At 64.1% G+C, this 26240-nt stretch carries 21 protein-coding genes and 1 tRNA gene; 10 read left to right on the top strand and 12 right to left on the bottom strand.

The features are described 5' to 3' along the window. The 4 genes from QCE58_RS28160 to QCE58_RS28145 all read left to right on the top strand — a co-directional run bounded on the left by QCE58_RS28160 (position 1) and on the right by QCE58_RS28145 (position 4677). Positions 1–2004: a VTT domain-containing protein gene (locus tag QCE58_RS28160; RefSeq protein WP_409014185.1), complete on the top strand. Its 2004-nt coding sequence runs from the start codon at positions 1–3 to the stop codon at positions 2002–2004. A 22-nt stretch (positions 2005–2026) separates the two neighbouring features. Beyond that, positions 2027–2644, top strand: coding sequence for a DedA family protein (locus QCE58_RS28155; protein WP_008352832.1), 618 nt, complete (start codon positions 2027–2029; stop codon positions 2642–2644). 67 nt (positions 2645–2711) lie between these two features. Then, positions 2712–2807: transfer RNA gene (locus tag QCE58_RS28150), tRNA-Sec, on the top strand. Between the two features lie 70 nt (positions 2808–2877). After that, positions 2878–4677 (top strand): ATP-dependent DNA helicase RecQ, encoded by a 1800-nt coding sequence (locus QCE58_RS28145; protein WP_175979538.1) that lies wholly within the window; start codon positions 2878–2880, stop codon positions 4675–4677. On the opposite strand, the gene QCE58_RS28140 is transcribed toward QCE58_RS28145, so the two are convergent. From QCE58_RS28140 to QCE58_RS28110, 7 genes are all read right to left on the bottom strand, one after another. Next, positions 4643–5644: a HEAT repeat domain-containing protein gene (locus QCE58_RS28140; RefSeq protein WP_008352834.1), complete on the bottom strand. Its 1002-nt coding sequence runs from the start codon at positions 5642–5644 to the stop codon at positions 4643–4645. The genes QCE58_RS28145 and QCE58_RS28140 overlap by 35 nt on opposite strands. After that, a complete protein-coding gene (locus tag QCE58_RS28135) occupies positions 5641–6471 on the bottom strand; it encodes an ABC transporter ATP-binding protein (RefSeq protein ID WP_175979536.1) in 831 nt (276 codons plus the stop codon). The genes QCE58_RS28140 and QCE58_RS28135 overlap by 4 nt, the downstream gene beginning before the upstream one ends. Beyond that, entirely contained in the window at positions 6468–7286 is an 819-nt protein-coding gene (locus QCE58_RS28130) for an ABC transporter permease (protein ID WP_208456974.1), read from the bottom strand. The genes QCE58_RS28135 and QCE58_RS28130 overlap by 4 nt, the downstream gene beginning before the upstream one ends. A 4-nt stretch (positions 7287–7290) precedes the next feature. After that, positions 7291–8697: an ABC transporter substrate-binding protein gene (locus tag QCE58_RS28125; protein WP_250521791.1), complete on the bottom strand. Its 1407-nt coding sequence runs from the start codon at positions 8695–8697 to the stop codon at positions 7291–7293. A gap of 17 nt (positions 8698–8714) precedes the next feature. Further along, positions 8715–8960, bottom strand: coding sequence for a ferredoxin family protein (locus tag QCE58_RS28120; RefSeq protein ID WP_008352838.1), 246 nt, complete (start codon positions 8958–8960; stop codon positions 8715–8717). Positions 8961–8970: 10 nt separating this feature from the next. Continuing rightward, a complete protein-coding gene (locus tag QCE58_RS28115) occupies positions 8971–10707 on the bottom strand; it encodes a fumarate reductase/succinate dehydrogenase flavoprotein subunit (RefSeq protein WP_250458028.1) in 1737 nt (578 codons plus the stop codon). A gap of 68 nt (positions 10708–10775) precedes the next feature. Further along, positions 10776–11582, bottom strand: coding sequence for a GntR family transcriptional regulator (locus QCE58_RS28110; RefSeq protein ID WP_250436068.1), 807 nt, complete (start codon positions 11580–11582; stop codon positions 10776–10778). Positions 11583–11741: 159 nt separating this feature from the next. Here QCE58_RS28110 and QCE58_RS28105 point away from each other — a divergent pair, with 159 nt between their 5' ends. From QCE58_RS28105 to QCE58_RS34165, 3 genes are all read left to right on the top strand, one after another. Next, positions 11742–12341, top strand: coding sequence for an alpha/beta hydrolase (locus QCE58_RS28105; RefSeq protein WP_008352843.1), 600 nt, complete (start codon positions 11742–11744; stop codon positions 12339–12341). 95 nt (positions 12342–12436) lie between these two features. After that, positions 12437–13438 carry a sulfate ABC transporter substrate-binding protein gene (locus QCE58_RS28100; RefSeq protein WP_250521790.1) on the top strand — a complete coding sequence of 334 codons (1002 nt, stop codon included), beginning with the start codon at positions 12437–12439 and terminating at the stop codon, positions 13436–13438. Then, on the top strand, positions 13366–13743 hold the full coding sequence (locus tag QCE58_RS34165; protein ID WP_409014184.1) for a chloride channel protein: 378 nt from the start codon (positions 13366–13368) through the stop codon (positions 13741–13743). The genes QCE58_RS28100 and QCE58_RS34165 overlap by 73 nt, the downstream gene beginning before the upstream one ends. Here QCE58_RS34165 and QCE58_RS28090 read toward each other — a convergent pair. From QCE58_RS28090 to QCE58_RS28080, 3 genes are read right to left on the bottom strand one after another with little or no spacing between them, the layout of a single operon-like run. Next, positions 13668–15203, bottom strand: a complete 1536-nt coding sequence (locus tag QCE58_RS28090) for an efflux transporter outer membrane subunit (protein ID WP_250458026.1) — start codon at positions 15201–15203, stop codon at positions 13668–13670. The genes QCE58_RS34165 and QCE58_RS28090 overlap by 76 nt on opposite strands. Further along, complete coding sequence (locus tag QCE58_RS28085; RefSeq protein ID WP_250521789.1) at positions 15200–18322, bottom strand: efflux RND transporter permease subunit; 3123 nt, start codon at positions 18320–18322, stop codon at positions 15200–15202. Before QCE58_RS28085 ends, QCE58_RS28090 begins: the two co-directional genes overlap by 4 nt. Next, positions 18319–19440: an efflux RND transporter periplasmic adaptor subunit gene (locus QCE58_RS28080; protein ID WP_250521788.1), complete on the bottom strand. Its 1122-nt coding sequence runs from the start codon at positions 19438–19440 to the stop codon at positions 18319–18321. The genes QCE58_RS28085 and QCE58_RS28080 overlap by 4 nt, the downstream gene beginning before the upstream one ends. Before the next feature lie 272 nt (positions 19441–19712). Between QCE58_RS28080 and QCE58_RS28075 the strand changes: the two genes are divergently transcribed. Both QCE58_RS28075 and QCE58_RS28070 read left to right on the top strand, forming a co-directional pair. Then, entirely contained in the window at positions 19713–20336 is a 624-nt protein-coding gene (locus QCE58_RS28075) for a TetR/AcrR family transcriptional regulator (protein ID WP_008352853.1), read from the top strand. Positions 20337–20432: 96 nt separating this feature from the next. After that, a complete protein-coding gene (locus QCE58_RS28070; protein WP_250521787.1) occupies positions 20433–22739 on the top strand; it encodes a mechanosensitive ion channel family protein in 2307 nt (768 codons plus the stop codon). A 1-nt stretch (position 22740) separates the two neighbouring features. Here the strand turns inward: QCE58_RS28070 and QCE58_RS28065 are convergent, their stop codons facing one another. After that, positions 22741–25137 (bottom strand): phosphoketolase, encoded by a 2397-nt coding sequence (locus QCE58_RS28065; RefSeq protein WP_008352857.1) that lies wholly within the window; start codon positions 25135–25137, stop codon positions 22741–22743. 76 nt (positions 25138–25213) lie between these two features. Beyond that, positions 25214–25471 (bottom strand): hypothetical protein, encoded by a 258-nt coding sequence (locus QCE58_RS28060; protein WP_033536715.1) that lies wholly within the window; start codon positions 25469–25471, stop codon positions 25214–25216. Positions 25472–25738: 267 nt separating this feature from the next. Here QCE58_RS28060 and QCE58_RS28055 point away from each other — a divergent pair, with 267 nt between their 5' ends. Then, a complete protein-coding gene (locus QCE58_RS28055; protein WP_250521786.1) occupies positions 25739–26146 on the top strand; it encodes a hypothetical protein in 408 nt (135 codons plus the stop codon). Positions 26147–26240 lie beyond the last annotated feature (94 nt).

The raw sequence follows: 26240 nt of genomic DNA, 5'->3' as shown, positions 1-26240 counted from the left end.
ATGGAGCATCTCTACTTCAGGCTGCTGCATGTCATGTCGAGCCACCCCGCGTGGGCGCTCGCGGTCGTGCTGCTCGCGTCGTTTCTCGAATCGGTCGCGTTCATCGGCACGTTCGTGCCGGGCAGCACGGCCATGTTCATCGCGGGCGCGCTCGTCGGCGCGGGCGCGCTGAATCTCGGCTGGGTATTCGTCTGCGCGATCGCGGGCGCCATTGCCGGAGACGCCGCGAGTTTCTGGTTCGGCCAGCACTACGCGGACCGCATCGCGCAGATGTGGCCGTTCCGCTCGCATCCGGGCGCGCTCGTCGCCGGCAAGAAGTATTTCGACAAGCACGGCGCGAAGAGCGTCGTGCTCGCGCGCTTCGTCGCGCCGATGCGCGCGGTCGTGCCGGTCGTCGCGGGCGTGACCGGCATGACGCCGGCGCGCTTTCTCGTCGTCAACATACTGAGCGCGCTCATCTGGGCGCCGACGCATATCCTGCCGGGCGTCGTGTTCGGCGCGTCGATCGAACTGGCGGGCGCGGTGTCGATCCGGCTCGTCGTGATTCTGATTCTCGTCGCGGCGCTAGCGTGGATCGTGTTCAATCTCGCGCGCGTGATCGTTTCGCACGCGATGCGCTGGACCATCGCGTCGCGCGACGCGCTGCTCTCCTGGGCGCGGAAGGGCAACGGCCTGCCCGCGCGGCTCGTCTCGCGCGCGCTCGATCCGGGCAATCCGGCGACGGGCCTCATCGTCATGATCTCGGTGCTGCTGCTCGCGTCCGCGATCCTCTTTTTCTCGGTGCTCGCGAACGTGGCGCGCGGCGCGTCGATCGTTCAGGTCGATGTGTCGATTTACCGGCTGCTGCAATCGTTCCAGTCGACCTGGACCGATTCGATCCTCGATGTCGCCGCGACGCTCGGCAGCACGCAGACGCTGCTCGCGCTCGGCGCGACGGTCATCGTGTGGATGAGCTTCGAACGGCGTTGGCGCACGGTCACGTACTGGGTCGTGGCCGTGGCGTTTTCGCAATTGCTCGTCGCGGCGATCCGCTTCACCGCGCACGAGCCGGCGCTCGTTTCGTTCGCGCCGTCGGAGCATCGCTTTCCGAACAGCGACGTCGCGGCGACGGTCGTGATCTACGGCTTTCTCGCGTTCCTGCTGCTGCGGCGCGTGGGCATCCTGACGGGCGTGTTCATCGCGACGGCGACCTCGGCCATCGTGACGGCGGTCGGTCTGGCGGGGCTGTACTTTGGCCGCTTCACCATCTCCGATGCGCTCGGCAGCGCGGCGCTCGCCGCCGTCTGGGTCTTCCTGATCGCGCTCACGGCGGTATGGCGCAATCCCGGCAAGCCGCCGCCGCGGCCGCTGATGCCGGTCGCCGTGCTTGCCGTGATCTGCGCGAGCGTCGCGCTGCAAACGAGCGATGAAACGGAGGCGCACAGCGTCGTGCCATCGACCGTCGTCATTACGCCGATTCAGTGGACCGATTCGGTATGGCGCACGTTTTCCTGTTATCGAGCGAGCATGGAGGGCGATCGTCGCGAGCCGATCACCGTGCAATGGGCGGCGACGCCCGAGCAGATTCGCGTGCAACTGGCATCGCGCGGCTGGACGGAGGTGTCGCACGTGAGCCTGAAGAGCGTGATGTCGGTGGTGTTGCCGAATGCGCCCGCCATCGCGTTGCCCGCGTTGCCGCGCCTGAACAACGGCGAGCCGTCGAAGCTCGTGTTCGCGCGTTCCGTGCGCGGCGCCGACGAGCGCGACGTGCTGCGCTTCTGGCCCACGCATTACGAAGTGCGCCAGGACGCAGGCGCGCCGCCTGCGCCGATCTGGCTCGGCTCGGTCGTGCACGAGCGCCTGCGCCGTCCGTCGTGGCCGTTCAACGTGCTGCGCCCGGACCGGCGCGTCGATCCGATGGCCTTCGATCATGGCGAGGGCACGCCCTGGCGCGGTATCGAAATTGCGAGCAGCGCCGGATGCGGCAACGTGCCGGTGATGCTCGTCGAGTCGAGGTCCGAATGATGTTGCGATCGAGAGGTGCCGGTTGATCCAGATTCCTCCGTCGGCGATCGTGCAATGGGGCGGCGCTGCCGTCTTCGCGAACGTTCTGCTGACGCGCCTCGGCGTGCCGCTGCCGTCCGCGCCTTTGCTCGTGTTCGCGGGCTCGGCCGTGGCGAGCGGACGCCTCTCGTTCGCGCATGTGCTGTTCGCGGCGCTGTGCGGCGCGTTGCTCGGCGACAGCGTGTGGTTCTCGGCGGGGCGCATCTACGGACGTCGGCTCGTCGCGGCGCTCTCGCGCAGATCGTATGCGGTCGACAGCGGGATGCGCACGACCGGCGAACTGTTCGAGCGTCATGGCGCGCCGATCGTCGCGGTATCGAAGTTCGTGCCGGGTCTCGGTCTCGTCACGCCGCCGCTGATGGGCACGACGCACATCGCCGCGCTCGCGTTCTTCTTCTGGGATACGGCTGGAATAGCCGCGTGGGCGTCGTTCTGGGTATTGGGCGGCGCGCTTTTCGAGCGGCAACTGCATGTCGCCGTGCTCGAACTGGAATCGCATGGCGCGACGGTGGTGGATGTGCTCGTCGCGGCGGCGCTCGTCTATTGCGTTTATCGGCTGATGCGGCGGCGACAGCCGCGCTCGCGCGATGGCAACGGCTGAGAACGCGCCGTTATAATCGGACGCCCGGTCGAAATTCGATCGGACGTGCAGCGCCGTGGTTTTCAAAGGAAGGCATCCGTATCCGGTGGTGCGGCCGGGCTTCAAACCCGGTTGGGGATGTCAGACATTCCCAGGTCGGTTCGACTCCGGCTGCCTTCCGCCAAGCAAGCCTGTCTCGCAAGGAACGCCAATTGCGGATGCCATTGCGCATCCACGATCCGCGTTACCTTCGAATGAACGACAGAGCCGACATCCACACGCAATCGCGCAAGCCGCTCGATCGCGAACTCGAAACCGCGCTGCGCAAAGTCTTCGGCTTTCCGCACTTGCGTCCCGGACAAGAAGACGTGATTCGCAGCGTGCTCGACGGCAACGACACGCTCGCCGTCATGCCCACCGGCGCGGGCAAGTCGCTGTGCTATCAATTGCCCGCGCTGCAATTCGATGGCATGACGGTCATCGTATCGCCGCTGATTTCGCTGATGCGCGATCAGCTCACGAAGCTGGTCGAAGCGGGCATTGCGACCGCCATGCTCAACAGCACGCTCTCCGCGAGTGAACAGCGCGACGCGATGCAGGCCATCGCGCGACACGAAATCCGCATGCTCTTCGTCACGCCCGAGCGTCTCGTCGATGCCGAATTCACCGCCGAACTCACCGCGAAGGACATGCCGCCGATCGCGCTTGCCGTCATCGACGAGGCGCATTGCATCTCGCAATGGGGCCACGATTTCCGGCCGGCATATGTCGAACTGATCCACGCGATCAAGACGCTCGGCCGTCCGCCCGTGCTCGCGCTCACCGCGACGGCGACGCCCGCCGTCATCGTCGATATCGTGCGCGAACTGGAGATGAAGCGCGCGAACGTCATCCATACGGGCGTCTTTCGCGACAACCTGCATTTCAGCGTCGAACAACTCACGAACCCGGATGACCGGCGCCGGCGCGCGATCGAGATCGCGACGGGCGAAGCGGGGAGCGGCATCGTCTATTGCGCGACGGTCGCGGAATGCGAGGCGCTGCATGCCGCGCTCGTCGATGCGGGTGTCGAGGCCGAGCGCTATCACGGCAAGCTGTCGTCGGGCGCGCGCTCGTCATCGCAGGACGCGTTCATGGAGAACCGCGCGCGCGTGATGGTCGCGACCAATGCGTTCGGCATGGGCATCGACAAGCCCGACATCCGCTTCGTCATTCACGCGCAGATGCCCGGCAGTCTCGATGCGTACTATCAGGAAGCGGGGCGCGCCGGCCGCGACGGCGAGACCGCGCGTTGCACGCTGTTGTTCGAAATGAAGGACAAGCAGGTGCAGCAGTTCTTCATGAGCGGCCGATATCCGAGCGCGGAGATGATTGCGCGCGTCGCGGAGAAAGTGCGCGAACTAGCGAGCGACGATGCCGCCCGCACGCTCGACAAGCCGCTTGCGCGTCTGCGCGAAGCGTTGCCGAACATCGGCGCGAACAAGCTGCGCGTGGCGGCGGCGCTGCTCAACGATCTCGGCGTGACGCGTCGCACGCGGCGCGGCGGCATGAAGCTCGTCGACGACGATGCGGCCATCGCGAAGCTCGAAGGGGCGTCGCAGGAATACGCGGCGCGCAGCGAACGCGATCGCGCGGTGCTCGAGCGCATGATCGCGTATGCGCAGAGCGCGCAGTGCCGCTGGCGCATGTTGCTCGACTACTTCGCCGACGACATGAACGACGCGCGCACGTCCGCGCCGCTGCGCGCGAGCGATGTGCATTACCGCGCGCCCGACGACGAACTCGACGGCGGCCACTGCGGCGTGTGCGATAACTGCGTGCATCCGCCGGAGGTGATCGAGAGCCCGCGCGAAGTGCGCGAACAGATGCGCGCCAAAGAAGAAGAGCAAGCCGATCGCAAGACGAAGGCGTTCGCGCCGGGCGAGCGCGTGAAAGTGCGTCGTTATGGCGAAGGCATTGTCGAAATGATCAGCGGCGAGCGCGTCGCCGTGCGCTTTCCCGATGACGAGACGCGCACCTTCATCGCGCGCTATGTGAAGCGTGCCGCTCGCTGATCTGCGCAATCGCGATGCGCGCGGCCTTGCGCACTTCCGGATCGCCGTCGTCGAGTGCGGCTTCGAGCACGGCGAGCGCATGCGTATCGCCGAGTTCGCCCAGTGAAAGCGCGGCCTCCTTGCGCACGTTGCTGATCGGAAACGTCAGCAGTTCCGACACGGCATGCGTGCTTGCGACATCGCGCAAACGTCCGAGCGCGCGTGTCGCCTGCAACGTGACTTGCCAATAGTCGTCGGAGAGGGCGTTTTCCAATGCATTGCGCGCGGCGACGAGACGCAGCTTGCCGAGCGTCGCGGCGGCTTCCTCACGCACGCGCCACGCTCGATCGGAGAGCGCGTGGATCAACGTTTCGATCACGCCGTCGTCGGTGGCGAAGCCCAATGCGCCGACGGCAGCGTGACGCACTTCCGTCGAAGCATCGGTGCGCGCGATGTGCTTCAACTGCGGCAGCGCATCCACATGACGCAGCCAGCCCAGCACGCCGATGGCCTCGCGCCTCACGAACGGCGACGCATTCGCTAGCGCCGCAAGCGCAGGTCCGGCCGCGCTCGGCAAGCGCAATTCGCGCAACGCGCGCAAAAGGGCCGCGCGCTTGAACGCGTCGGCATCGGTATCGGCATCGGCGAGATGCGGCAGCAGGCGTTCGCCCGCGACGGGATCTTTCAACGCAGCGAGACTGTCGGCGGCGGCTTCGCGCGTATCGGTATCGGCGTCGTCGAGCGCGGCGCATAGCGCATCGACTGCTTCGTCCGTTTCCCACGCGCCGAGACGTTGCGCCGCGGTGCGACGCACGTCGGCATCCGTGTCGTGGCGCAAGGCATCGGCGAGCAGGGGCAGCCAGGCTTCGTCTTCGAGGTCGGCGGCTTCGAGCACGGCGAGACGGCGCACGGCGGCATCGGCATCGTTGAAGCGCGCGGCGAGGGCGGCGTCGGTGACGGTATCGAAAAGTGGATTGGTGTGCGTCATGAGAGAACGGAGTGTGATATGTCGATGCGCGCGGGCGCGTCGTTCGATGCGGCCATCGGACTCGCAAGCGGATAACGAAGCAACGCGAGACAACGACGCTTCAACGCGACGAATCCGGCTTCCGTGACGAGCTCGCGTTCACGCGGACGCGCAAACGGCACGCGCAGTTCTTCGAGCACCGTGCCCGGGCTATGGCTCATCACGAGAACGCGATCAGCGAGAAAGAGCGCTTCGTCGATGTCGTGCGTGACGAACATGACCGTCGGACGGCGCTCGCTCCATACATCGAGCAGAAGCGCCTGCATCGATGCGCGCGTTTGTGCATCGAGCGCGCCGAAGGGTTCGTCCATCAGCAGCACGCGCGGCTCGTTGAGCATCGCGCGCGCGATCTCCGCGCGTTGCTGCATGCCGCCCGAAAGCTGCGCGGGATAGCGCTCCGCGAACGCGCCCAGCCCGACGCGATCGAGCAACGCCCGCGCGCGCAGATGCCGCTCGCGTTTCTTCACGCCGCGCATCTTCAGTCCGAACGCGACGTTATCGAGCGTCTTGCGCCACGGCAGCAGCGTGTGTTGCTGAAACACCATGCCGCGCTCGGGATGCGGTCCTTCGATGAGCTTGCCATCGAGCGTCGCGCGGCCCGCGTTCGGCGCGACATGTCCCGCGAGCGCGGCAAGCAAGGTCGACTTGCCGCAGCCCGACGGCCCGAGTATGCAGACGAATTCGCCCGGCTCGATGACCGCGTTCACATCGCGCACGGCGGTGAATGCGCTCGCGCCGTCGCCCAACGCAATGCCGAGCGCTTCGAGTTGGATGCGGCCCGCGCTCATCGAATCCTCCCTGCGGCGAGCCACGGCGTGAGCCGCGTGCCCGCGACGCGCACGAGCGCGCTGCTGCCCATGCCGAGCAGGCCGATCAGCAACATGCCGACGACGACATCGGGATAACGCTGCACCGTGTACGACTGCCATGTGTAATAGCCGATGCCGTATTGCCCCGAGATCATCTCGGCGGTGACGAGGCAGAACCACGACGTGCCCATGCCGATGGCAAGGCCGGTGACGATCGCGGGCGCCGCGCCCGGCAGGATCACTTCGCGCAGGATCACGCGATTGCCCGCGCCGAGACTGCGCGCCGACGACACGAGCCGTGGCTCCACGCCTTCGACGCCGTGTATCGTGCCGAGCAGGATCGGAAAGAACGCGCCGGTGAAGGTGATGAAGATCATCGACATTTCGGAGGAAGGAAACATCAGGATCGCGAGCGGAATCCACGCGACGGCGGGAATCGGCCGCAATACTTCGAGCGGCGTGAGCAACGCGAGGCGCGACCATTGCGAGCGGCCGATGGCGATTCCGAGCACCACGCCGCTCGCCGCCGCCGCGACATAACCCGCCGCGATGCGTCTCACGCTGCTCGCGAGATCGGCCACGAGCTTGGGCGAATGCGCGAGATCGATGATGGCCGCGAGCGTATCGGCGGGCGTCGGCACATTCTCGAACGTGACGATGCCGAGGTTCCAGCGATGCGTCGTCGCCAGATGCCATAACGCGATGCACAGCGCGAGCGACGCCCACTGCACGCCGGCGCGCGCGCCGCGTGAACGCAGCAACGAAGGAGCGGAGTATGCGAGCGTCGCCATCATGGCCTCATCGGTTGGCGAGCGCGGTCGGCTGGCGCGCGGCGGCGAAGTCGAGCACTTGTCCGCCGTGCGCGTTCGCCCAGGCCTCGGCGCGATCCTTCAGCAGGAACGCGTTCAACTGGCCGTCGCCGGTCTTCGCGAACCATGCCTGATTGCCGAGCAGCTTGATGCCGCTCTCACGATCCTGCGCATAGAACGCGCGCACCTGTTTGCCATCGCGTTCGAGCGTGCCGAGCTCGCGCACCGCTTCTTCCGGCGACGAATAGCTGCGCACCTTCGGCTCGCCGCGCACCCAGATCTGCGCGACGCGATCCGTCTTTGCGATGGGCTTGCCCGTCAGCGCATCGTTCGCGACGAGCGGCGTCGGCGCATAGTTCTTCAGTGCCGCTTCGTAGTCGAGATGCTCGGCCTTGAATGCGGCGCGCAAGTAACTATCGTCGATGAAGCTATTGGCGTTCAGATCGCCGTCGGCACGCTTGAGCAGCTTGAGCGTATCGAACGATGTCTGCACGGCCTTGCGATACTCGGGCTTCCATGTGAGATCGCGCGTCTGCAAGCCGAGCGGACCGTGAAAGAGATAGTCGACTTCAGGCTCGATGCCCGTCACCTTCGCAATCAGCTCGCTGTACTTCTCGGGTTCCGCCGTGAGCAGACGATTCGCTTCGATCGCGGCACGCAAGTACGCGACGACAATCTCCGGATACTTCTGCGCATAGTCCTTTTCGACGAGCGTGCCGTGCAGCGTAGGCGATCCCGCCTGCGAGCCGTCGTAGATCTTGCGCGCGAAGCCGCGATACGGAAACAGCTCCGCGAAGGGCACGAAGTCCGCGTGCGCGTCGATCTTGCGCGTCTGCAATGCGGGTCCGGCGACTTCGGGCGCCTGCGTGACGATATTCACATCGCGCTCCGGGTCCCATCCTTGCGCCGCGACCGCGCGCAGCAACATGCCGTGCGCGGTCGATGCGAACGGAACGGTGATCGTCTTGCCCTTCAGATCGGCGATGGACTGCGCGGGCGAATCCGTCGGCACGACGATGCCGTTGCCGCTGCCGCGCACGCTGCCCGACAACACGCTGATGAAGATGCTGCTCTTGCCGGCCTTCTGATTCGCGACGCCGTTCAGCACGCCGGGGAAATCCGCCATCGAGCCGAAATCGAGCTTGCCCGCGACCATCTCGTTCGTGATCGGCGCGCCGCTCGTGAAGTTCTTCCATTGAACGTCGTATTGCGCGTCCTTGTATTTGCCATCGTGCGGCAAGTACTTTTCGAGCAGATGCAGTTCGCGGATCAATGCGCCGCCGGCTGCGGTATTGATCGTCGTGTCCTGCGTGCCGATAGCGACGCGGATCGTTTCCGCATGCGCAGCGCCCGCGAACAAGGCGACTGCAAGCGCGATGGATAGCGTTCGTTTCATGAAGCGAGTCCTCGTCATCATCGAAGAAGATAGGGAATGTCGACATGCACGGCATTGGTCGGGCAATCGCGTTCGCAGGGCATGCAGTACCAGCATTCGTCGAACTTCATGAAGGCTTTGCCGGTGTCGGGATCGATTGCGAGCAGGTCCATCGGACAGACATCGATGCAGACCGTGCAACCCTTGTCGGCGATGCACTTGTCTTCGTCGATCATCACGGGAAGACTCGAGCGCTGGCGCGCTTCGCGGGGCACGAGTGCCATGTTCTCTCTCCTATGCAGCGACGGGCTGCGACGTGCGAGCCACGCGCAGACGCGAATACGCGCCGCGCTCGGACTCGTCGACGGGAACCACGTACGGTTCCACGGGTTTCTTGAAGGACGTCATGCGTCCCGATGCATCCTTCTTCAGATGCGCGTGGCAGAACCATTCGTCATCGTTGCGCTCAGGAAAATCGACGCGATGGTGATAAAGGCCCCAGCGGCTCTCCGTGCGATACAGCGACGCGCGCGCGGCCATTTCCGCGCAATCGAGGATCGCGGCGACTTCAGCGGCGCGCATCAGCTCGTGCGGATCGGCGGCGCCGAGACGCTCGACGTCCTCGCGAATCTCCGCGAAGCGTTGCAGGCCGATCTCCATGCGACGCGTGACTTTCGGCGGCTGTAGATAGTCGTTCACGAAGCGGCGCAGCTTGTATTCGACTTGCGCGGGCGGCAGGCCATGTTCGCGCGACAGCGGCGCAAAGATGCGGGCACGCTCATGTTCGATCTGCGATGCGTCGAGCGCGGGCAGCGCGCGGCCGGCGACATGCGCGGCGGCATCTTCACCGGCGAACCATCCGTAAGTGAACGCGCCGAGCATGTAGTTGTGCGGCACGGCGGCCATGTCGCCCGCCGCGTAAAGCCCTTGCACCGAAGTGCGCGCGTGCTCGTCGACCCATACGCCCGATGCGCTGTGTCCGCTGCACAGGCCGATCTCCGAGATGTGCATCTCGATCATGCGCGAGCGATAGTCGTTACCGCGCCGCGCATGAAAGCGCCCACGGCTCGGCCGCTCGTTGGTGTGCAGGATCGTTTCGATCGTTTGAATCGTTTCTTCCGCGAGATGATCGAGCTTGAGAAACACCGGCCCGTTGCCGCTCTGGAGTTCCTGATAGAACTCCCACATCATTTGCCCGCTCCAGTAATCGCATTCGATGAAGCGCTCGCCCTTGCCATTCGCCGTATAACCGCCGAGCGGTCCCGTCACATACGCGCATGCCGGGCCGTTGTAATCCTTGATGAGCGGATTGATCTGGAAGCATTCGAGATTGGCGAGTTCCGCGCCTGCGTGGTACGCCATCGCGTAACCGTCGCCGGCGTTGGTCGGATTCTCGTACGTGCCCATCAGATAGCCCGATGCGGGCAGGCCCAATCTGCCGGCCGCGCCGCAGCAGAGAATGACCGCTTTCGCGCGGATCACGTAGAAGTCGGCGGTGCGGCAATCGAAGCCCATGACGCCCGCGATCTCGCCATTCGGGCCATTCAAAAGACGCGTGGCGACGACGCGATTCGTGATCTCCACGCGCGCACGCTTCAATTGCCGGTACAGCACCTTCTTTACGTCGTGACCTTCGGGCATCGGCAAGACATACGCGCCCATGTGATGCACCTTGCGCACGGCATAGTCGCCGGTATGGTCCTTCTCGAACTTCACGCCCCAGCGATCGAGCTCCTCGATGGTCGTGAAGCTGTGGCGCGCATACGCATAAATCGTGGCCTGATTGACGATGCCGTCGTTGGCCACGGTGATTTCCTTCGTGTACTGCTCGGGCGTCGCGTGGCCGGGAATGATCGCGTTGTTCAGGCCGTCCATGCCCATCGAGATCGCGCCGCTGCGCTTCACGTGCGCCTTGTCGATGAGCAGCACGCGCAGATTCGGGTCGCGCTGTTTCGCCTTGACGGCGGCCATCGGCCCAGCCGTGCCGCCGCCAACGACGACGATGTCGTATTCGAGTTCGTGGGTCTGCATGATCTGGTTTCGCCGCTTGTTATGACAAGTCAGGACCAGATTCTAGAAGTGCGCGAACCGCGAGGGAATCAATTGTTTTTGCTTTGCTTGTGCCTGCTTCGAATAACGCGCGATGCGGCGGGCGAGGTCCGTTCGCGATCGATGCGCAGCCGATACTGGAACGTATCGCCTCGGAAATAGAGGTATTCGAAGTCGATGGGCTTGCCGCCGGCATCGTGCGTGAGGCGCTCGATGCGCAGAAGCGGTGCGCCTTTTTTCACGTCGAGCGCATCCGCGATGTCGGGCGCGGCGGCGATGGCGTCGATCGCCAGATCGGCGTGACCGAGCGGCACGGCGCAGTCGTTTTCGAGCATCAGGAAGATATCGCGCGTGGCGAGCTCCGCGCGCTTCAGGCGTTTGCCGATGGCTTCGGGCAGGAACGTCACTTCGTACGAAACGGGCGCGCGATTGAGCAGGCGCACGCGATGAATCTCGGCGACGCTGCTGCCTTCGGCAAGCGCGAGTTGCGCGGCGACTTCGGGCGGCGCGGCCACGACGCGCATCTGCACGACGCGATTGATGATCTCGTGTCCGCTCTCCGACATCGCCTCGGCGAAACCCTGCAGCGACGTCACGTTCTGAAACGCCTTCGGTTGCGATACGAACGAGCCCTTGCCGTGGACCTTGAAGATCAACCCTTCCTTTTGCAGGTCGCCGAGCGCCTGGCGGATCGTGATGCGGCTCACGTCGAACATCGTCATCAGCTCGCTTTCCGAGGGCATGCGGCTCATCGGCGGATAGCGGCCATCGAGAATGCCGGAGCGCAGCACGTCCTTGATCTGCGTGTAGAGCGGTACGTGCGAATCGAGCGAAACGGAAGGGCGACGGGTCGGCATGAGAGCGGGAAGGGGAAGGAAGGCGGGCGCTTCGAGCTGCGATTATAGCGGCGCGCCCCGGCGGCATCGCCATAAACAAATGACGAAATATTGGTTAGCGCCCGCTGCGCGCTGCACGAGAATGGAACCTGTCCAGTTCGAGTCCAGCGAGGATCGAAGATGAATCATCGTAACGCGCCCGATGCACGAAACGCAGGAAACGCGGTCACGCTCGTCACGGTGCCCGGCTTGCACGGCAGCGAGGACGCGCACTGGCAGAGTTGGCTCGAACGCGAGATGCCCGGCACGCGGCGCGTCGAGCAACGCGACTGGAGCACGCCGAATCTCGCGATCTGGAGCGATGCCGTCCTCGACGTCCTCGCGGGCATCGACGGTCCTGTCGTCATCGCGGCGCATAGCTTCGGCTGTCTTGCGGCAGGACATGCGCTGAGTCACGCATACTTGCCGAACGTGAAGGGCGTGCTGTTCGTCGCGCCCGCGAGCCCGGCGAAGTTCCGTTTCGCGGGCGCGTTCAACGCGCGCAGGCTCGATACGCTGTCGCTCGTCGTCGGCAGCGAGACCGATCCGTGGATGCCGCTCGACGACGCGCGCACGCTCGCGCAGCGCTGGAACAGCGCGTTCGTCAATCTCGGCGATGCGGGGCATATCAATACATCGGCGGGATTTGGGCCGTGGCCGCTCGCGAAGCATTTCGTCGAAACGCTCGCCCGCCGCGCGTCGCCCGAATACGAAGAGGAGGAACAGCGCGCGTATGGTTGACCCCGCTGTCTGAATTCGTTCAATGCATGCATGGCCGCCCTCGGGCGGCCTTTGTCTGTTGTGCGGTAGACAAACCCCTTGTCTCTGGAGAGAAAATGGCAGTTCACAAGAAGCTGATCGTTACGGTTGCACTCGGCATCGCGGCGAGCTTCGCGCATGCGGACACGACGCTGCTCAACGTCTCGTACGACGTGACGCGCGAGCTGTACAAGGATATCGACGCGGCCTTCGTCGCGGACTACAAAAAGAAGTCGGGCGCGACGGTATCGGTGCGGCAGTCGCACGGCGCATCGAGCGCGCAGGCGTTGTCGGTGACGCAAGGTTTGCAGGCCGATGTCGTCACGATGAATCAACCCAACGACATCGACTTGCTCGCGGAGCGCGGTCAGCTCGTGCCCGCGAACTGGCGCAGCCGTCTGCCGGACGCGAGCGCGCCCTACACGACGACGATGGTTTTCCTCGTCCACAAGGGCAATCCGAAGAACATCAAGGACTGGAGCGATCTCGCGCGGCCCGGCGTGCAAGTGGTGATTGCGAATCCGAAGACATCGGGCAACGGACGCTATGCGTATCTCGCGGCATGGGGCTTCAAGAAGCAGCAAGGCGCAAGCGACGCGCAGGCGCAAGACTTCGAGAAAGCCGTCTTCAAGAACGTGCCCGTGCTCGATACGGGCGGGCGCGGCGCGACGACGACCTTCACGCAGCGCGGCATCGGCGATGTGCTCGTCACCTTCGAAAACGAAGTCGGCCTGATGAGCGCGGGACCGGGCGCGAAGGACTTCGAGGCGGTGTATCCGTCGGTGAGTCTGCTCGCGGAACCGCCTGTGTCGATCGTCGACAAGGTCGTGGACAAGCGCGGCACGCGCAAGGAAGCGCAGGCGTATCTCGACTTTCTGTTCACGCCTGCCGCGCAGGAAATCATCGCGCAGCATCATCTGCGTCCGCGCAACGCCGACGTGCTTGCAAAACACGCGAGCGAGTTCAAGCCGCTGAAAACCTTCACCGTCGAGCAGATGTTCGGAAGCTGGCAGAAGGCGCAGCAGACGCATTTCGCCGATGGCGGCACGTTCGATCAGGTCGTGGCGGACAAGAACTAGCATCGTTCGTATTCGAAACTGCGTGCGCAGCGCGAAGAGCAACGGGCGAAGTTGGGGGCATCTGGCCGGGCACGCCGCTCGGCGCGTTCGCGGTCATCGGCGCGGGTGCGTTTCTCGGCGCGGCGATGCAGATGCCGCTGACCGCGCTCGTGCTGATGCTCGAATTCACGCGTTTCGATCACGACTTCCTGATTCCGTCGGCGATTGCGATAGCGGGCGCGACGCTCACCTATCGCTGGCTCGCGCAACGTTCGCCCGCGCCTTCGGCCGCGCCGCAGCAAACGTTGCGAGGTCTCTCCGACTGATCGTCCGAACATCGCGTTTGCACGACCGATGCTTCCGGCGCAACCGGCGAACCCATCGCCTGAAAGAGCGCGGCGGTATCGCTCAGACGCGCGCTGCTCGCGCGGATCGTCGCAAGCCGCGCGTTGAGATACTGCTGCTCGCTGCCGCGCGCCGCGCGAGGCGGGATCGCGCCGAGACGCACGCGCGCAGCCGCATCCGCCGATGCATCGCGTGCCGCGTTGCTCGCGCGATCGGCGAAGGCGAGCGTTTCGCTGTCCGTTTCGAGCGACGCCAGCGTGTTCGCGACGTTCTGAAACGCCGCGAGCACGGTCTGCTTGTACTGCGCGACGGCGGCCTCATACGTGGCGATGGCCGCGCGCCGTTGCGCGAGCAGCGCGCCGCCATGAAAGATCGGCTGCGACAGCGATGCGCCCACGCTCCACAACGCGCCCGCGCCCGAGAGCGCGGTCGGCCAGTCGAAGCCGCCTTTGCCCATCGATGCCGATATCGACAAGCTCGGAAACAACTGCGCCGTCGCGACGCCGACTTGCGCCGCCGACGCCTTCAACGCCGAATCGGCGGCCTGGATGTCGGGGCGCGTCTGCAGCAATTCCGACGGCAGCACGACCGGCACATCGGACGGCACGGCGAGGCTCGCGAGATCGAGATCGTCGGGCGCCTGATCGGGCGTGCGTCCGAGCAGGACGGCGAGCGCGTGGCGGGTCGCAAGCCATTGCGCGCGCAAGCCCGGCAATTGCGATGCGAGCGACGCCGCGTTCTGCTGTGCGGCGAGCATGTCGGCGCGCGATGCGGAGCCGAGCGCGTAGCGGCGTTCGGCATCGTGCGCGTCGTCGTTGGCTAGCGCGACGAGACGCGTCGTCACGTCGATCTGCGCATGCAACGCGGCCGCGCCGATCGCACCCGTCACGATGTTCGCAGCAAGCGCACGGCGCGCGGCATCGAGTTGAAAGGCCTGTTGGTCGACCTGCGCGGCAAGCGATGCATTCGCATAGCGCGCCGCGCCGAAGAGATCGAACGTGTATTGCGCCTGAATCTGCCCGACGAAGAGGTTGTAGAGCACGGTCGGCGGGCCGCCCTGCGGAATGCCGAAGCCGCGTTGCCGCGTCGCTTGTCCGCCCGCATCGATCTGCGGCAACAGCGACGAACCCACTTGCGCGCGCAACTGTTCGCGCGCCGCGACGAGGCTCTTGTCGGCTGCCGCGAGATTCGGGCTCGCGCGCAAGCCTTCATCGACGAGTGCATTCAGCGTATCCGACCGATAGCGCTTCCACCATTCGGGCACGGGCTTCGCGCCCACATCGAAACGTTGCGACGCGCCTTCTGCGCTCACGCTCGCCTGCACTTGCGTTTCGGCGCCGTAATGCGCGGGCTGCGGCATCGCGGGCGGCTTGCCATCGGGGCCGAGCGCGCACGCATTCAACGCGACGCACGCGCAAGTCATCAATAGCCGGCGATTCATGACGATGCTCCTTCGCGTTCGTCGAGCTTCACGCGAAACCACGCGGCATAGAGCGCGGGCAGATAGAAAAGCGTGAGCACGGTCGCGCTCGTGATGCCGCCCATGAGCGCGGTGGCCATCGGGCCGAAGAAGTTGCTGCGCAGAAGCGGAATCAGCGCGAGCACGGCGGCGGCTGCGGTCAGCGTGATAGGGCGGAAGCGCCGCACCGTCGCGCCGATTATCGCATCGAATCGCTTGTGCCCCGACGCGATGTCCTGCTCGATCTGATCGACGAGAATCACCGAGTTGCGCATGATGATGCCGAACATCGCTATGACGCCGAGCATCGCGACGAAGCCGAACGGCTTGCCGAATGCGAGCAGCGTGACGACCACGCCGATGAGTCCGAGCGGCGCGGTGAGCACGACCATCATCACGCGCGAGAAGCTCTGCAATTGAATCATCAGCAGCGTGAGCACCACGATCACCATCACCGGCATCTGCGCGTTGATCGACGCCTGACCCTTGCCGCTTTCCTCCACCGATCCGCCCACTTCCACGCGATAACCCACGGGCAATGCGCGGCGAATCTCGTCGAGCTTCTCGTCGATGGCGTGCGTCACGTCGATGCCTTGCGCGTCGCCCTTCACATCCGATTGCACGGTGATGGTCGGCTGGCGGTCGCGTTCCCAGATCACGCCGTATTCGAGCGTATCGACGACGCGGCCGAGCGCCCCCAGCGGCACCGGTCCGTGCGGCGTCGGCATTGCGATCGTCGCGAGCCGCGAAGGATCCACACGCTCGGCGCGCGGCGCGCGCAAGTCGACGCTGATGAGCTTGTCGCGCTCGCGATACTGCGTGACGGTCGTGCCGGTCAGCGTCATCGCGAGAAAGCTCGATATGTCCTGCGACGTGACGCCCGCATCGCGCGCCTTCTGTTGATCGATCTCGAAGCGCACCGAGCGCTCCGATGGCTCGTCCCAGTCGAACTGCACATTCGTCGTGCGCGAGTCGGCACGCATGTCGGCGGCTACTTGTTCCGCGATATGACGCACCGTGCCGATATCGTCGCCGCTCACGCGAAACTGCACCGGATAGCCGACAGGAGGACCATTCTCCAGACGCGACAGGCGCGTACGCACGGCGGGGAAGCGCTCGCGCAACATCGGATCGAGCCAGCGCGCGAGCTGCTCGCGCGCTTCGACCGACTTCGCGGTGACGACGAACTGCGCGAAGTTGGGCGTCGGCAATTGCTGATCGAGCGGCAGATAAAAACGCGGCGCGCCGGTGCCGACGAAGCTCACCACATGATCGATTTCATCGCGGCCCTTCAACGCTTCTTCGAGACGCTTCGCTTCGCGCAGGGTCGCTTCGAACGATGCGCCTTCCTGCAATCTCACGTCGATCAGAAGTTCGGGTCGATCCGAGCTGGGGAAGAACTGCTGCGGCACGAGCGTGAAGCCGGCCATCGCGATGACGAAGAGCACGACCGTGACTGCGAGCACGACGAAGCGCCGCTTCACGCACCAGCCGACCCATCGGCGCAGGCGTCCGTAGAACTTCGTGTCGTAGATATCGTGTTCGTGATCGTCGGGCAGATGCGCTTCTTTCTTGCGCTCGGGAAGCAGCTTGTAGCCGAGCAGCGGAATCAGCACGACCGCCGCGAGCCACGATGCGATCAACGCGATCGCCGATACTTCGAAGATCGAACGCGTGTACTCGCCGGTACTCGACTTCGCGAGCGCGATCGGCAGAAAGCCCGCGACGGTGACGAGCGTGCCGGTCAGCATGGGAAACGCCGTGCTCGTGTAGGCGAACGCGGCGGCGCGCGTGCGGTTCCAGCCTTGTTCGAGCTTCACGGCCATCATCTCGACGGCGATGATCGCGTCGTCGACGAGCAGACCCAATGCGAGAATCAGCGTGCCGAGCGAAACCTTGTGCAAGCCGATATCGAAGAAATACATGAAGAGCGCGGTGACGGCGAGCACGATGGGAATCGAGATCACGACGACCATGCCCGTTCGCACGCCGAGCGATACGAGGCTCACGATCAGCACGATGACGACCGCTTCGGCGACCGCTTCGAGAAAGTCGTCGACGGAATGCGAAACCGCTTGCGGCATGCTCGACACTTCCGTCAGCTTCAAACCCGCGGGTAGTTGCGCACGCAACTTGATCATCGTTTCATCGAGCGATTTGCCGAGACGCACGACGTCTTCGCCCGGCTGCATCGTGATGCCGATGCCGAGCACGGGCACGCCCGCCGAACGCATCTGCGTGACGGGCGGATCGATGTAGCCGCGCTTGATCGTCGCGATATCGCCGAGCCGGAACGAACGCCCGTTCACGTTGATGAGCGTATCGGCGAGCGCGTCCACGCTCTTGAACTGGCCGCTCGGACGCACGAATACGCGATCGTTCGGCGTGGTCAGCACGCCCGCGCTCGACACGGCGTTCTGTCCGTCGATGGCCTGCGCGATCTGCTGCGGCGAGATGTTGAGACGCGTGAGCGTCGTATTGGAGATCTCGACATAGATGCGCTCTTCCTGATCGCTGAAGTAATCGACCTTCGCGACGCCCGGCACGCGCAACAGAACCGTGCGCAGCGAATCGGCGTAATCGTGCAGTTGCGCGGGCGAGAAGCCGTCGCCTTCGAGCGCGTAGATGTTGGTGTAGACATCGCCGAACTCGTCGTTGAAGAAAGGGCCTTGCGTGCCGGGCGGCAAGGTCGCGGCGATATCGCCCACTTTCTTGCGGATCTGATACCACTCCTCGGGCACGTCTTTCGCGGGCGCGGAATCTTTCATCTGAAAGAAGATCAGCGATTCGCCGGGACGCGAATAGCTGCGCATGAAATCCGTGTAGGGCGTTTCCTGCAGCTTGCGCGCGATGCGGTCGGTCACTTCCTCCTGCACCTGTCGCGCGGTCGCGCCGGGCCAGAACGTGCGGATCACCATCACGCGGAACGTGAAAGGCGGGTCTTCCGACTGCGCGAGCCGCGTGTACGCGAGGATGCCGAAGATCGTCGCCATCGCGATGAGAAACACGACGAGCGCGCGATGCCGCAGCGCCCACGCGGAGAGATTGAAGCGGCCTTCTTCGTGGCGATAGGCGTCGTTGTCTTCGCGTGTATCGCTCATGACGCGAAGTCCTCGGGATGCAGCGGCGCGACGACGCGCACTTTCTCGCCCGCGGACACCGTATGCACGCCTTGCCACACGATGCGCTCGCCCGCCGCGATGCCGCCCGCGAGCGTCACCGTGCGCTCGCCATAGCGCGCGACTTCGACGCGCCGCAGTTCGAGCGCATCGCCCGGTTGCTTCACGATCCACACGGCGGGATGGCCGTTGTCGTGAAAGAGCGCCGTCGATGGAATCGTGAACGCGCCTTTCGCGTCGCTGGCTGCCGCGAACGCGATGTCCGCCGTCATGCCGAGCCGCACATCGGGCGTCGGCGCTTCGAGCGTGAGCTTCGCGCGCCAGGTGCGGCTTTGCGTGTCGGCGGCGGGCGACAGTTCGCGCACGCGCGCCTTGAAGGTCTTGCCGGGCAGTGCGGCGAGCTTCACGTTCGCTTCGCGTCCGACGGCGAACGCGGCGAGCGCGGCTTCGGGCACGTCGCAGATCACGTCGATATCGCCGCTCCATGCAAGCGTATAAACGACCTGGCCTGCCGTGACGTTCTGGCCGGTGTCGGCTTGCTCTGCGGTGATGACGCCCGCGTGATCGGCGGCGAGCGTCGCGTAGCGCAGTTGATCGGCGGAGAGCCCCGCTTGCTGCTGCGCCTGATTGCGCTGCGCGAGCGCCGACGCATACGCGTTCTGCGTCTGTTCGAGCTGCGCGGGCGCGATGAGATTTTCGGCGGCCTGCGCGCGATCGCGATCGAGTTGCTGCTTTGCATAGACGAGCTGATGCTCGGCCGCATCGAGCTGCGCGCGGGCGCTGGCGCTGTTCTTCTCGGCATCGGCGGGATCGAGCCGGGCGACGACTTGCCCCGCCTTCACGCTATCGCCGAGGCGCACGCGCCGTTCGAGAATCTTGCCGTTGATGCGAAACGAGAGCGGCGTCGAATAACGCGATTGCACCTGACCGGGCAGGCTCGACGCGGTCGCGTGGCCGTCGGCTTGTGCCGCGACGGCGACGACCGGACGCGGTGCGGGCGCAGGCGCTTCATGCCGCTTGCAGGCGACGAGCGCAACACAGACGATCGGGACGAATGCCGCGCGCGCCACGACCGACGCGGGTGAGTGCAAGAGCTTCACAGGAACCTCGGCGCCCGCAAGGGCATGGTGCCGCGCGCCGCGAAGACGTGACGCGCCGCTCGTGGGCAAAGCAGGGGAAATGGGTTGTCCGGGGCTGTCCGGCAGCAATTTCGAGAAACGAGCCTGAATGGGGCGGATTGATGCATCGACCTGAAAGCCCCGTCCGGCAAGGGTTTCGACGACCCGGACGCAAATACGAAGTGAATTCTAATACACACTTGTATCTGAATGCAAAGACGGATTCGTAAGCCTGGCGGTGCTACACTGCGCGCATGAAACCAGTCCGTCTCACCCGCGAGCAGAGCCGTGACCAGACGCGCCAGCGTCTGCTCGACGCTGCGCAAGCGGTTTTCACGAAGAAAGGATTCGGCGCATCGAGCGTCGAAGATGTAGCCGCCGACGCGGGCTACACGCGCGGTGCGTTCTATTCGAACTTTTCTAGCAAGGCCGAGTTGCTGCTCGAAGTGCTCAAGCGCGATCACGACACGATCATGCAGCGCCTCTCCACGATTTTCGAAGATGGCGAGGCGTCGCGCGCCGACATGGAAGCGCGCGTGCTGCAGTACTACAGCGAGTGCTATCAGAACAACGCGTGCTTTCTTCTGTGGGTCGAAGCGAAGCTGCACGCGAGCCGCGACGCGAGGTTCCGCGCGAGCTTCAATGCGCTGATGCGCGAACTGCGTCAGACCACGACCGATTACATCCGCGCTTTTTCCGAACGCGTGGGCACGCCGCTCACCATGCCGCCCGAACAGATGGCGCTCGGCCTCATCGCGCTGTGCGACGGCGTGCAGTTCTTCTATTCGTCGGACCCGCAGTCGGTGCCGGCGCAATTCGCCGAGGACGTCCTCGCGCAATTCTTCCGGCGTGTCGTGCTGAGCGGCGCCGCCGAATAGGACAGCCTGATGGCACGCCTGAATTCGATACGCTAATCTTTGCGCGAGAGCCGTTCGCGATCTCGCGCAACGGCGATGATCCTGGAGGGCGACTCCATGAGCGCATTCACGCGGCGCATCGATGCGAGGCGTGTCCTGATGGCACTCGGTGTCTTGATCGGATGTGCGTGCGTGTTTCCGGCGATGGCCGCGCCGCTGACCGGTGCGATGCAGAAGTTCATCGCGCCGCAGACGCCCGCCGATGCGACCGCGGCGTCCGCGCCGTCGTCCGCGAGTCAGGCCGAAATGGTGCGTTCGCTGAACAACCTCATCGGCACGCTCGACAACGACGCGCAACGCAGCGCGCTCGTCACGCAATTGAAAGCGTTACGCGATGCGACGCAGAGCGCCGCGCCCGCCACGCCAGCGCCCGCCAATGCCGATCTTCTAGGCGCGATCGCATCGGGCATTGCATCCGTCGAAACGAATCTCAGCGAAGGGCTCACGCCGATGCGTTTTTGGACCGCGCGCGGCAGTGCGGCCGCGGGCGAATTGCAGGCCGTCGTCACGGGCGCGAAAGGCGAATCGTTCGGCAGGATCGTCAGCGGCATGGGCGCGACGCTCGCGGGATGGGGCCTGTGCGCGTTCTTGCTGATCCGCGTGCAGCGGCGCATCTTCGCGCGCTATGGCCGCGACGTCGCGCTCGCGCCGAATCCGACATCGACGCAATTGCTCGCGTTCGCGCTGCGTCAGACGGGGCCGTGGGTCGTCGCGTTCATCGCGGTGCTGCTCTTCGTGCGCGCGATGCCCGATGCGCTCGGCCGCACGCTCGGGCTCGTCATTGCTTATGCGATTGTCGCGGGCTCGATCTTCTCGGCCATCTGCATGATCGTGTTTTCGGTGTTCAGCACGGCGCATCGGCGCGTGGCCGTGCAGCAACTGCTGACGCGCACGCTCTGGCCGCTCTTTGCGATCGGCGCATCCGGCGCGCTCGGCGATGCCACTGCCAACGCCGATGTCACGCGGCAGCTCGGCCCCAATCTCGCGGGCATCATCTCGACCTTCGCGGGGCTCGCCGCCGCGTTGCTGTGCGGCTATTTCGCGCTCGCTTACCGGCGGCCCGTGACGCATCTGATCCGCAATCGGCCGTATGCGCGCAGGCGCGATCATCAGTTCGCGACGGAAGCGCTCGATATCCTCGCGTCGCTATGGCATATCCCGATACTGCTGATCGCGGTGGCGTCGGTGGTCGCGATCATCGACGGGCGCGGCGCGGAAGGCGACGTGCTGCGGCCGTCGTTATTGAGCGCGGCGCTGCTCGTGCTTACGCTGTTCGCGTCCGCGCTGCTGCTGCATTTGACGCGCCGGCGCGACACGCGCGCGCAGCGCCGCGCGCCGCATCTCACGCGCCTGTTGCGCTTCGGATGCACGCTGATCGTATTGTTGATCTGGCTGGCTTATCTGCGCTTCGAGCTCGAGCTATGGAGCGGACCGATCGCGCGGCTCATCAGGCACAGCGCGATGACGCCCGGCTTCAGGCACGCGCTGATCGCGGTCGTCGCGACGGTGTTCGGCGCGTGGTTCATCTGGATCGTGCTCGATACCGTGATACTCGAAGCGCTCGGCCAGAACAGTTCGCGCAACAAGGCACTGAGTCCCGGCGTGCGCGCCCGCACGATGTTGCCGCTCGTGCGCAATGGCATCTTCGTGACGGTCGCGAGCCTCGCGGCCATCGTCGCGTGCGCGAGTCTCGGCATCAACCTGACGCCGCTGCTCGCGGGCGCCGGCGTGATCGGCCTGGCGGTCGGCTTCGGCGCGAAATCGCTCGTCACCGATCTGATCACGGGGCTGTTCATCATCGTCGAGGAGACGATTTCGGTCGGCGACTGGATCGACATCGACGGCGGACACGCGGGCACCGTGATGGACCTGACGATCCGCACGGTGCGCCTGCGCGACGGACAAGGCGCGGTTCACACGATTCCGTTTTCGCAGATCAAGATCGTGAAGAACCTGTCGCGCGATTTCGCGAATGCCGTGTTCGAAGTGCGCGTGCCGTTCTCGGCGAAGCTCGACGACATCACGCGCATGATCAACGAAGTGGGCGCCGACATGATGGCCGACTTTCGCTTTCGCAACGAAATAATCGGGCCGGTCGAAGTGTGGGGACTCGATCGCTTCGAGTCGAACTGCATCGTCGTGAAAGGGCAGATCAAGACGAAACCGCTCCAGCAATGGAGCGTCGCGCGCGCCTTCAATGCGAGGCTCAAACTCAAGATGGATGAAGCGGGCATCGAGATGATGTTGCCGCAGATGCACATCCAGACATCGAAGGAGAGCGACGAACGCTCGCAGGCTCAGACCCGGCATGCAGCGGATGGCGCCGTGCAGCCGGATCTTCGCGTGCTCAAGGAATCTCCGTGATTCAGAAGGGCCATACCCAGTCGGCGATTTCCGGCTTGTCGGTGCCGTGCGTATGCGCGTAATCGAGGTGACGGATGATCGCGTTCTTCATGTCCTCCCTCAAGTGCGCGGTCCTTGCCTGCAGGCGCGGCACGCGATCGAGCACATCGATGACGAGATTGAAACGATCGACCTGATTGAGTATCGCCAGTTCGAGCGGCGTGTTGATGTTGCCTTTTTCCTTATAGCCGCGAACGTGCAGATTCTCGTGATTGTGAAAGCGATAAGCGAGCTTGTGAATCAGCCACGGATAACCGTGGAAGTTGAAGATCACAGGCTTGTCGAGCGTGAAGAGGCTATCGAATTCACGCGCGCTCGATCCGTGCGGATGCTCGGTGTCGGGCTGCATCTTGAAGAGATCGACTACGTTCACGAAGCGCAATTTCAATTCGGGCAACTGCTCGCGCAGGATCGCCGCGGCGGCTAGCGCTTCTTGCGTCGCGACATCGCCGCAAGAGGCGAGCACGACGTCGGGCTCCTCGCCTTCATCGGTGCTCGCGCGCCGCCATATGCCGATGCCTTTGGCGCAATGAACGATCGCCTCGTCGATGGTCGCGAATTGCAGATGCTTCTGCTTGTCCGCGACGATGATGTTGATGCAGTCGGTCGAGCGCAGACATTGATCGGCCACGACGAGCAGTGTGTTGGCATCGGGCGGCAGATACACGCGCGTGACCGAAGGGCTCTTGTTCGTGACGAGATCGATGAAGCCCGGGTCCTGATGCGAGAAGCCGTTGTGATCCTGCCGCCATACCGTCGATGAAAGCAGAATCGTTTCCGACGAAACCGATGCGCGCCAGGGCACATGGTTCTTGCAGATGTCGAGCCACTTCGCATGTTGATTGAACATCGAATCGATGACATGCGCGAACGCTTCGTACGTGTGGAAGAAACCGTGCCGCCCTGAAAGCAGATAACCTTCGAGCCAGCCGAGCAATGTGTGCTCGGAAAGCATTTCCATCACGCGGCCGTCGCGGGACAACTCCCCGCCGTCTTCGTCTTCGGGTAGAAGGTCGGCCATCCAGACTTTCTTGCTGACTTCATAGATCGCCTGAAGCCGATTCGAGGCCGTTTCATCGGGGCCGAACACGCGGAACCGGTCCATGTTGCAGCGCATGACGTCGCGCAGGAATGCGCCGAGCGGACGGGTATTTTCGTGCAGGAGCTTGCCGGCCTGACCGACATCGACGGCATAGTCGCGGAAATCGGGCAGCTTGAGTTCCTTGCGCAACGTGCCGCCATTCGCATGCGGATTCGCGCTCATGCGCCGTGTGCCAACGGGCGCGATCGATCTGATCTCTTCACGCAGGCGGCCGGTTTCATCGAAGAGTTCTTCGGGCTTATAGCTTTGCATCCAGCGTTCGAGCACGGCGAGATTCGCGGGATTGTTATGCACGTCGGAGAACGGCACCTGATGGGCGCGCCATGAACCTTCGACCTTATGTCCGTTGATTTCCTTCGGACCGGTCCAGCCTTTCGGCGTGCGCAAAACGATCATCGGCCAGCGCGGCCGTTTCACATGGCCATCGTTGCGCGCCTTGTCCCAGATCGCGCGGATGTCGGCGGTCGCGGCATCGAGCGTTTCCGCCATCTTCTTATGCATTTCGTTGTGATCCGATCCCTCGACGAAATAAGGCCGATAACCATAACCGACGAACAAGGCCTCCAGCTCGTCATGACCGATGCGCGCGAGGATCGTCGGATTCGCGATCTTATAGCCGTTGAGATTGAGGATCGGCAGCACCGCGCCATCGCGCGCGGGATTGATGAACTTGTTCGAGTGCCACGCCGTTGCGAGCGGACCGGTTTCCGCTTCGCCGTCGCCGACGACGCACGCGACGATCAACTCCGGATTGTCCAGTGCCGCGCCATAAGCGTGCGAAAGGCTATAGCCGAGTTCGCCGCCTTCATGGATCGATCCCGGCGTTTCGGGCGTCACATGCGAGCCGATATGCCCCGGAAAGGAAAACTGCTTGAAGAACTTCTGCATGCCTTCGGCATCTTCGCTCTTGTCCGGATAGACCTCCGAATACGTGCCTTCGAGATACGCGGGACCGAGCACGCCGGGCGCGCCGTGACCGGGGCCGGCCATGAAGATCACGTCGATGTCGTCGCGCCTGATGACGCGGTTCAGATGCGCCCATACGAACGACAGTGCGGGACTCGCGCCCCAGTGCCCGAGCAGCCGGTGCTTGACGTGTTCGGCCTTCAGCGGTTCGCGCAGCAGCGGGTTATCGGCGAGAAAGATCATGCCTGCCGAAAGATAATTGCACGCGCGCCACCACGCATCGACGAGGCGAAGTTCATCGCCTTCGAGAGCAGAAGAATGCGACGCGCCATTTCTGGAGTGCTTGCTCATCACGAGGTCTCCTTTCATTGAACGTTCATCGGCGATTGCGGGAATGCGATAGACAGGAAACAACCTGTCCTGCACATCAATACTTGATATTGCGTGCTGCCTGTCGTCCCTGTTGCTTCGTGTCGCGTTTGTCGTGACGGCAACTCGCGTTCGATTGCTGATTCGCCGCGCGGCAATCCTGTTTCGTATGGCGTGCGTGCTGTCGCGTGTCCTGGCGGACGTCGCGTCCCGCGCGGCGTTGTTGTGCCTGTTCCGTTGCGAAAGAGGCATTCGGTATGGCGCAGACGAGTATTGCAGTGGACAAGGCAATGAGTCGGAGCTTGCGCGCAAACATGATGTGGTCTCCGGAAGATGCGTGATCGGAGTCGATCCGCTCTTCAAGATAGATGCTGCGTGCAGAGTTGTGAAACCCGTCATGCAATTCGAGAATCACATTTCGATTCGTTGCACAATTCGTGATTACGATTCGATGGCGTCATTGTCAGGAAACGCACCGCCAAATGAATTAAAATGATTTAAGAGCGCTGAATTTCATTCGACCGTAGCGTCTTTCGGGCATTCGATGACACGTCTTATCCGAAGGTATTGGGTCGCCGGCATCATGGTTTTTGTTGTCGGCAGCTTCGCATCAGCCAGCGAACAGGCTCGCCTGATCCCCAATCAGCGCGTGGCGGCGAATGTGCTGTTCTTTCCCGCGCCAGCCATTGTCTCGACCGAAAGCGTGTCTCGCGTCGGGCCTCGTCATCCGCGATATGCATTCAAGGGCACGATGGACGCGCTCGACGCCATCGCATTGTCGAAGTACGAAAGAAATGTTCATCCCGATCTGAGCCAGTTCGCGCGGGCTTATCCCTTGCCGCTATCGCCCAATTCGGCGCCCGTTCGGGTGCAGCCGCGCGACGACATCACGAACGACACGGACGATTGGCATTTCTCTGCCAATCCGCAGCTCGGCGTGAATCACGAGCATGAAAAGGGCATGACATTCTCGGTGCGCCACGACTTTTAAGCGAACGCCCGAGCCCGTGCTCGCGCGCGATATTTTCAGGTTGCCGGTTATCGTTTCGGTCGCATAAAGTGGATGAGGCATGCGTGTCTTTACC

It is taken from the genome of Caballeronia sp. LZ028, assembly GCF_031451415.1.
In the GTDB taxonomy this organism is placed as follows: domain Bacteria; phylum Pseudomonadota; class Gammaproteobacteria; order Burkholderiales; family Burkholderiaceae; genus Caballeronia; species Caballeronia zhejiangensis.
This window is presented reverse-complemented; position numbering and strand designations above follow the sequence as displayed.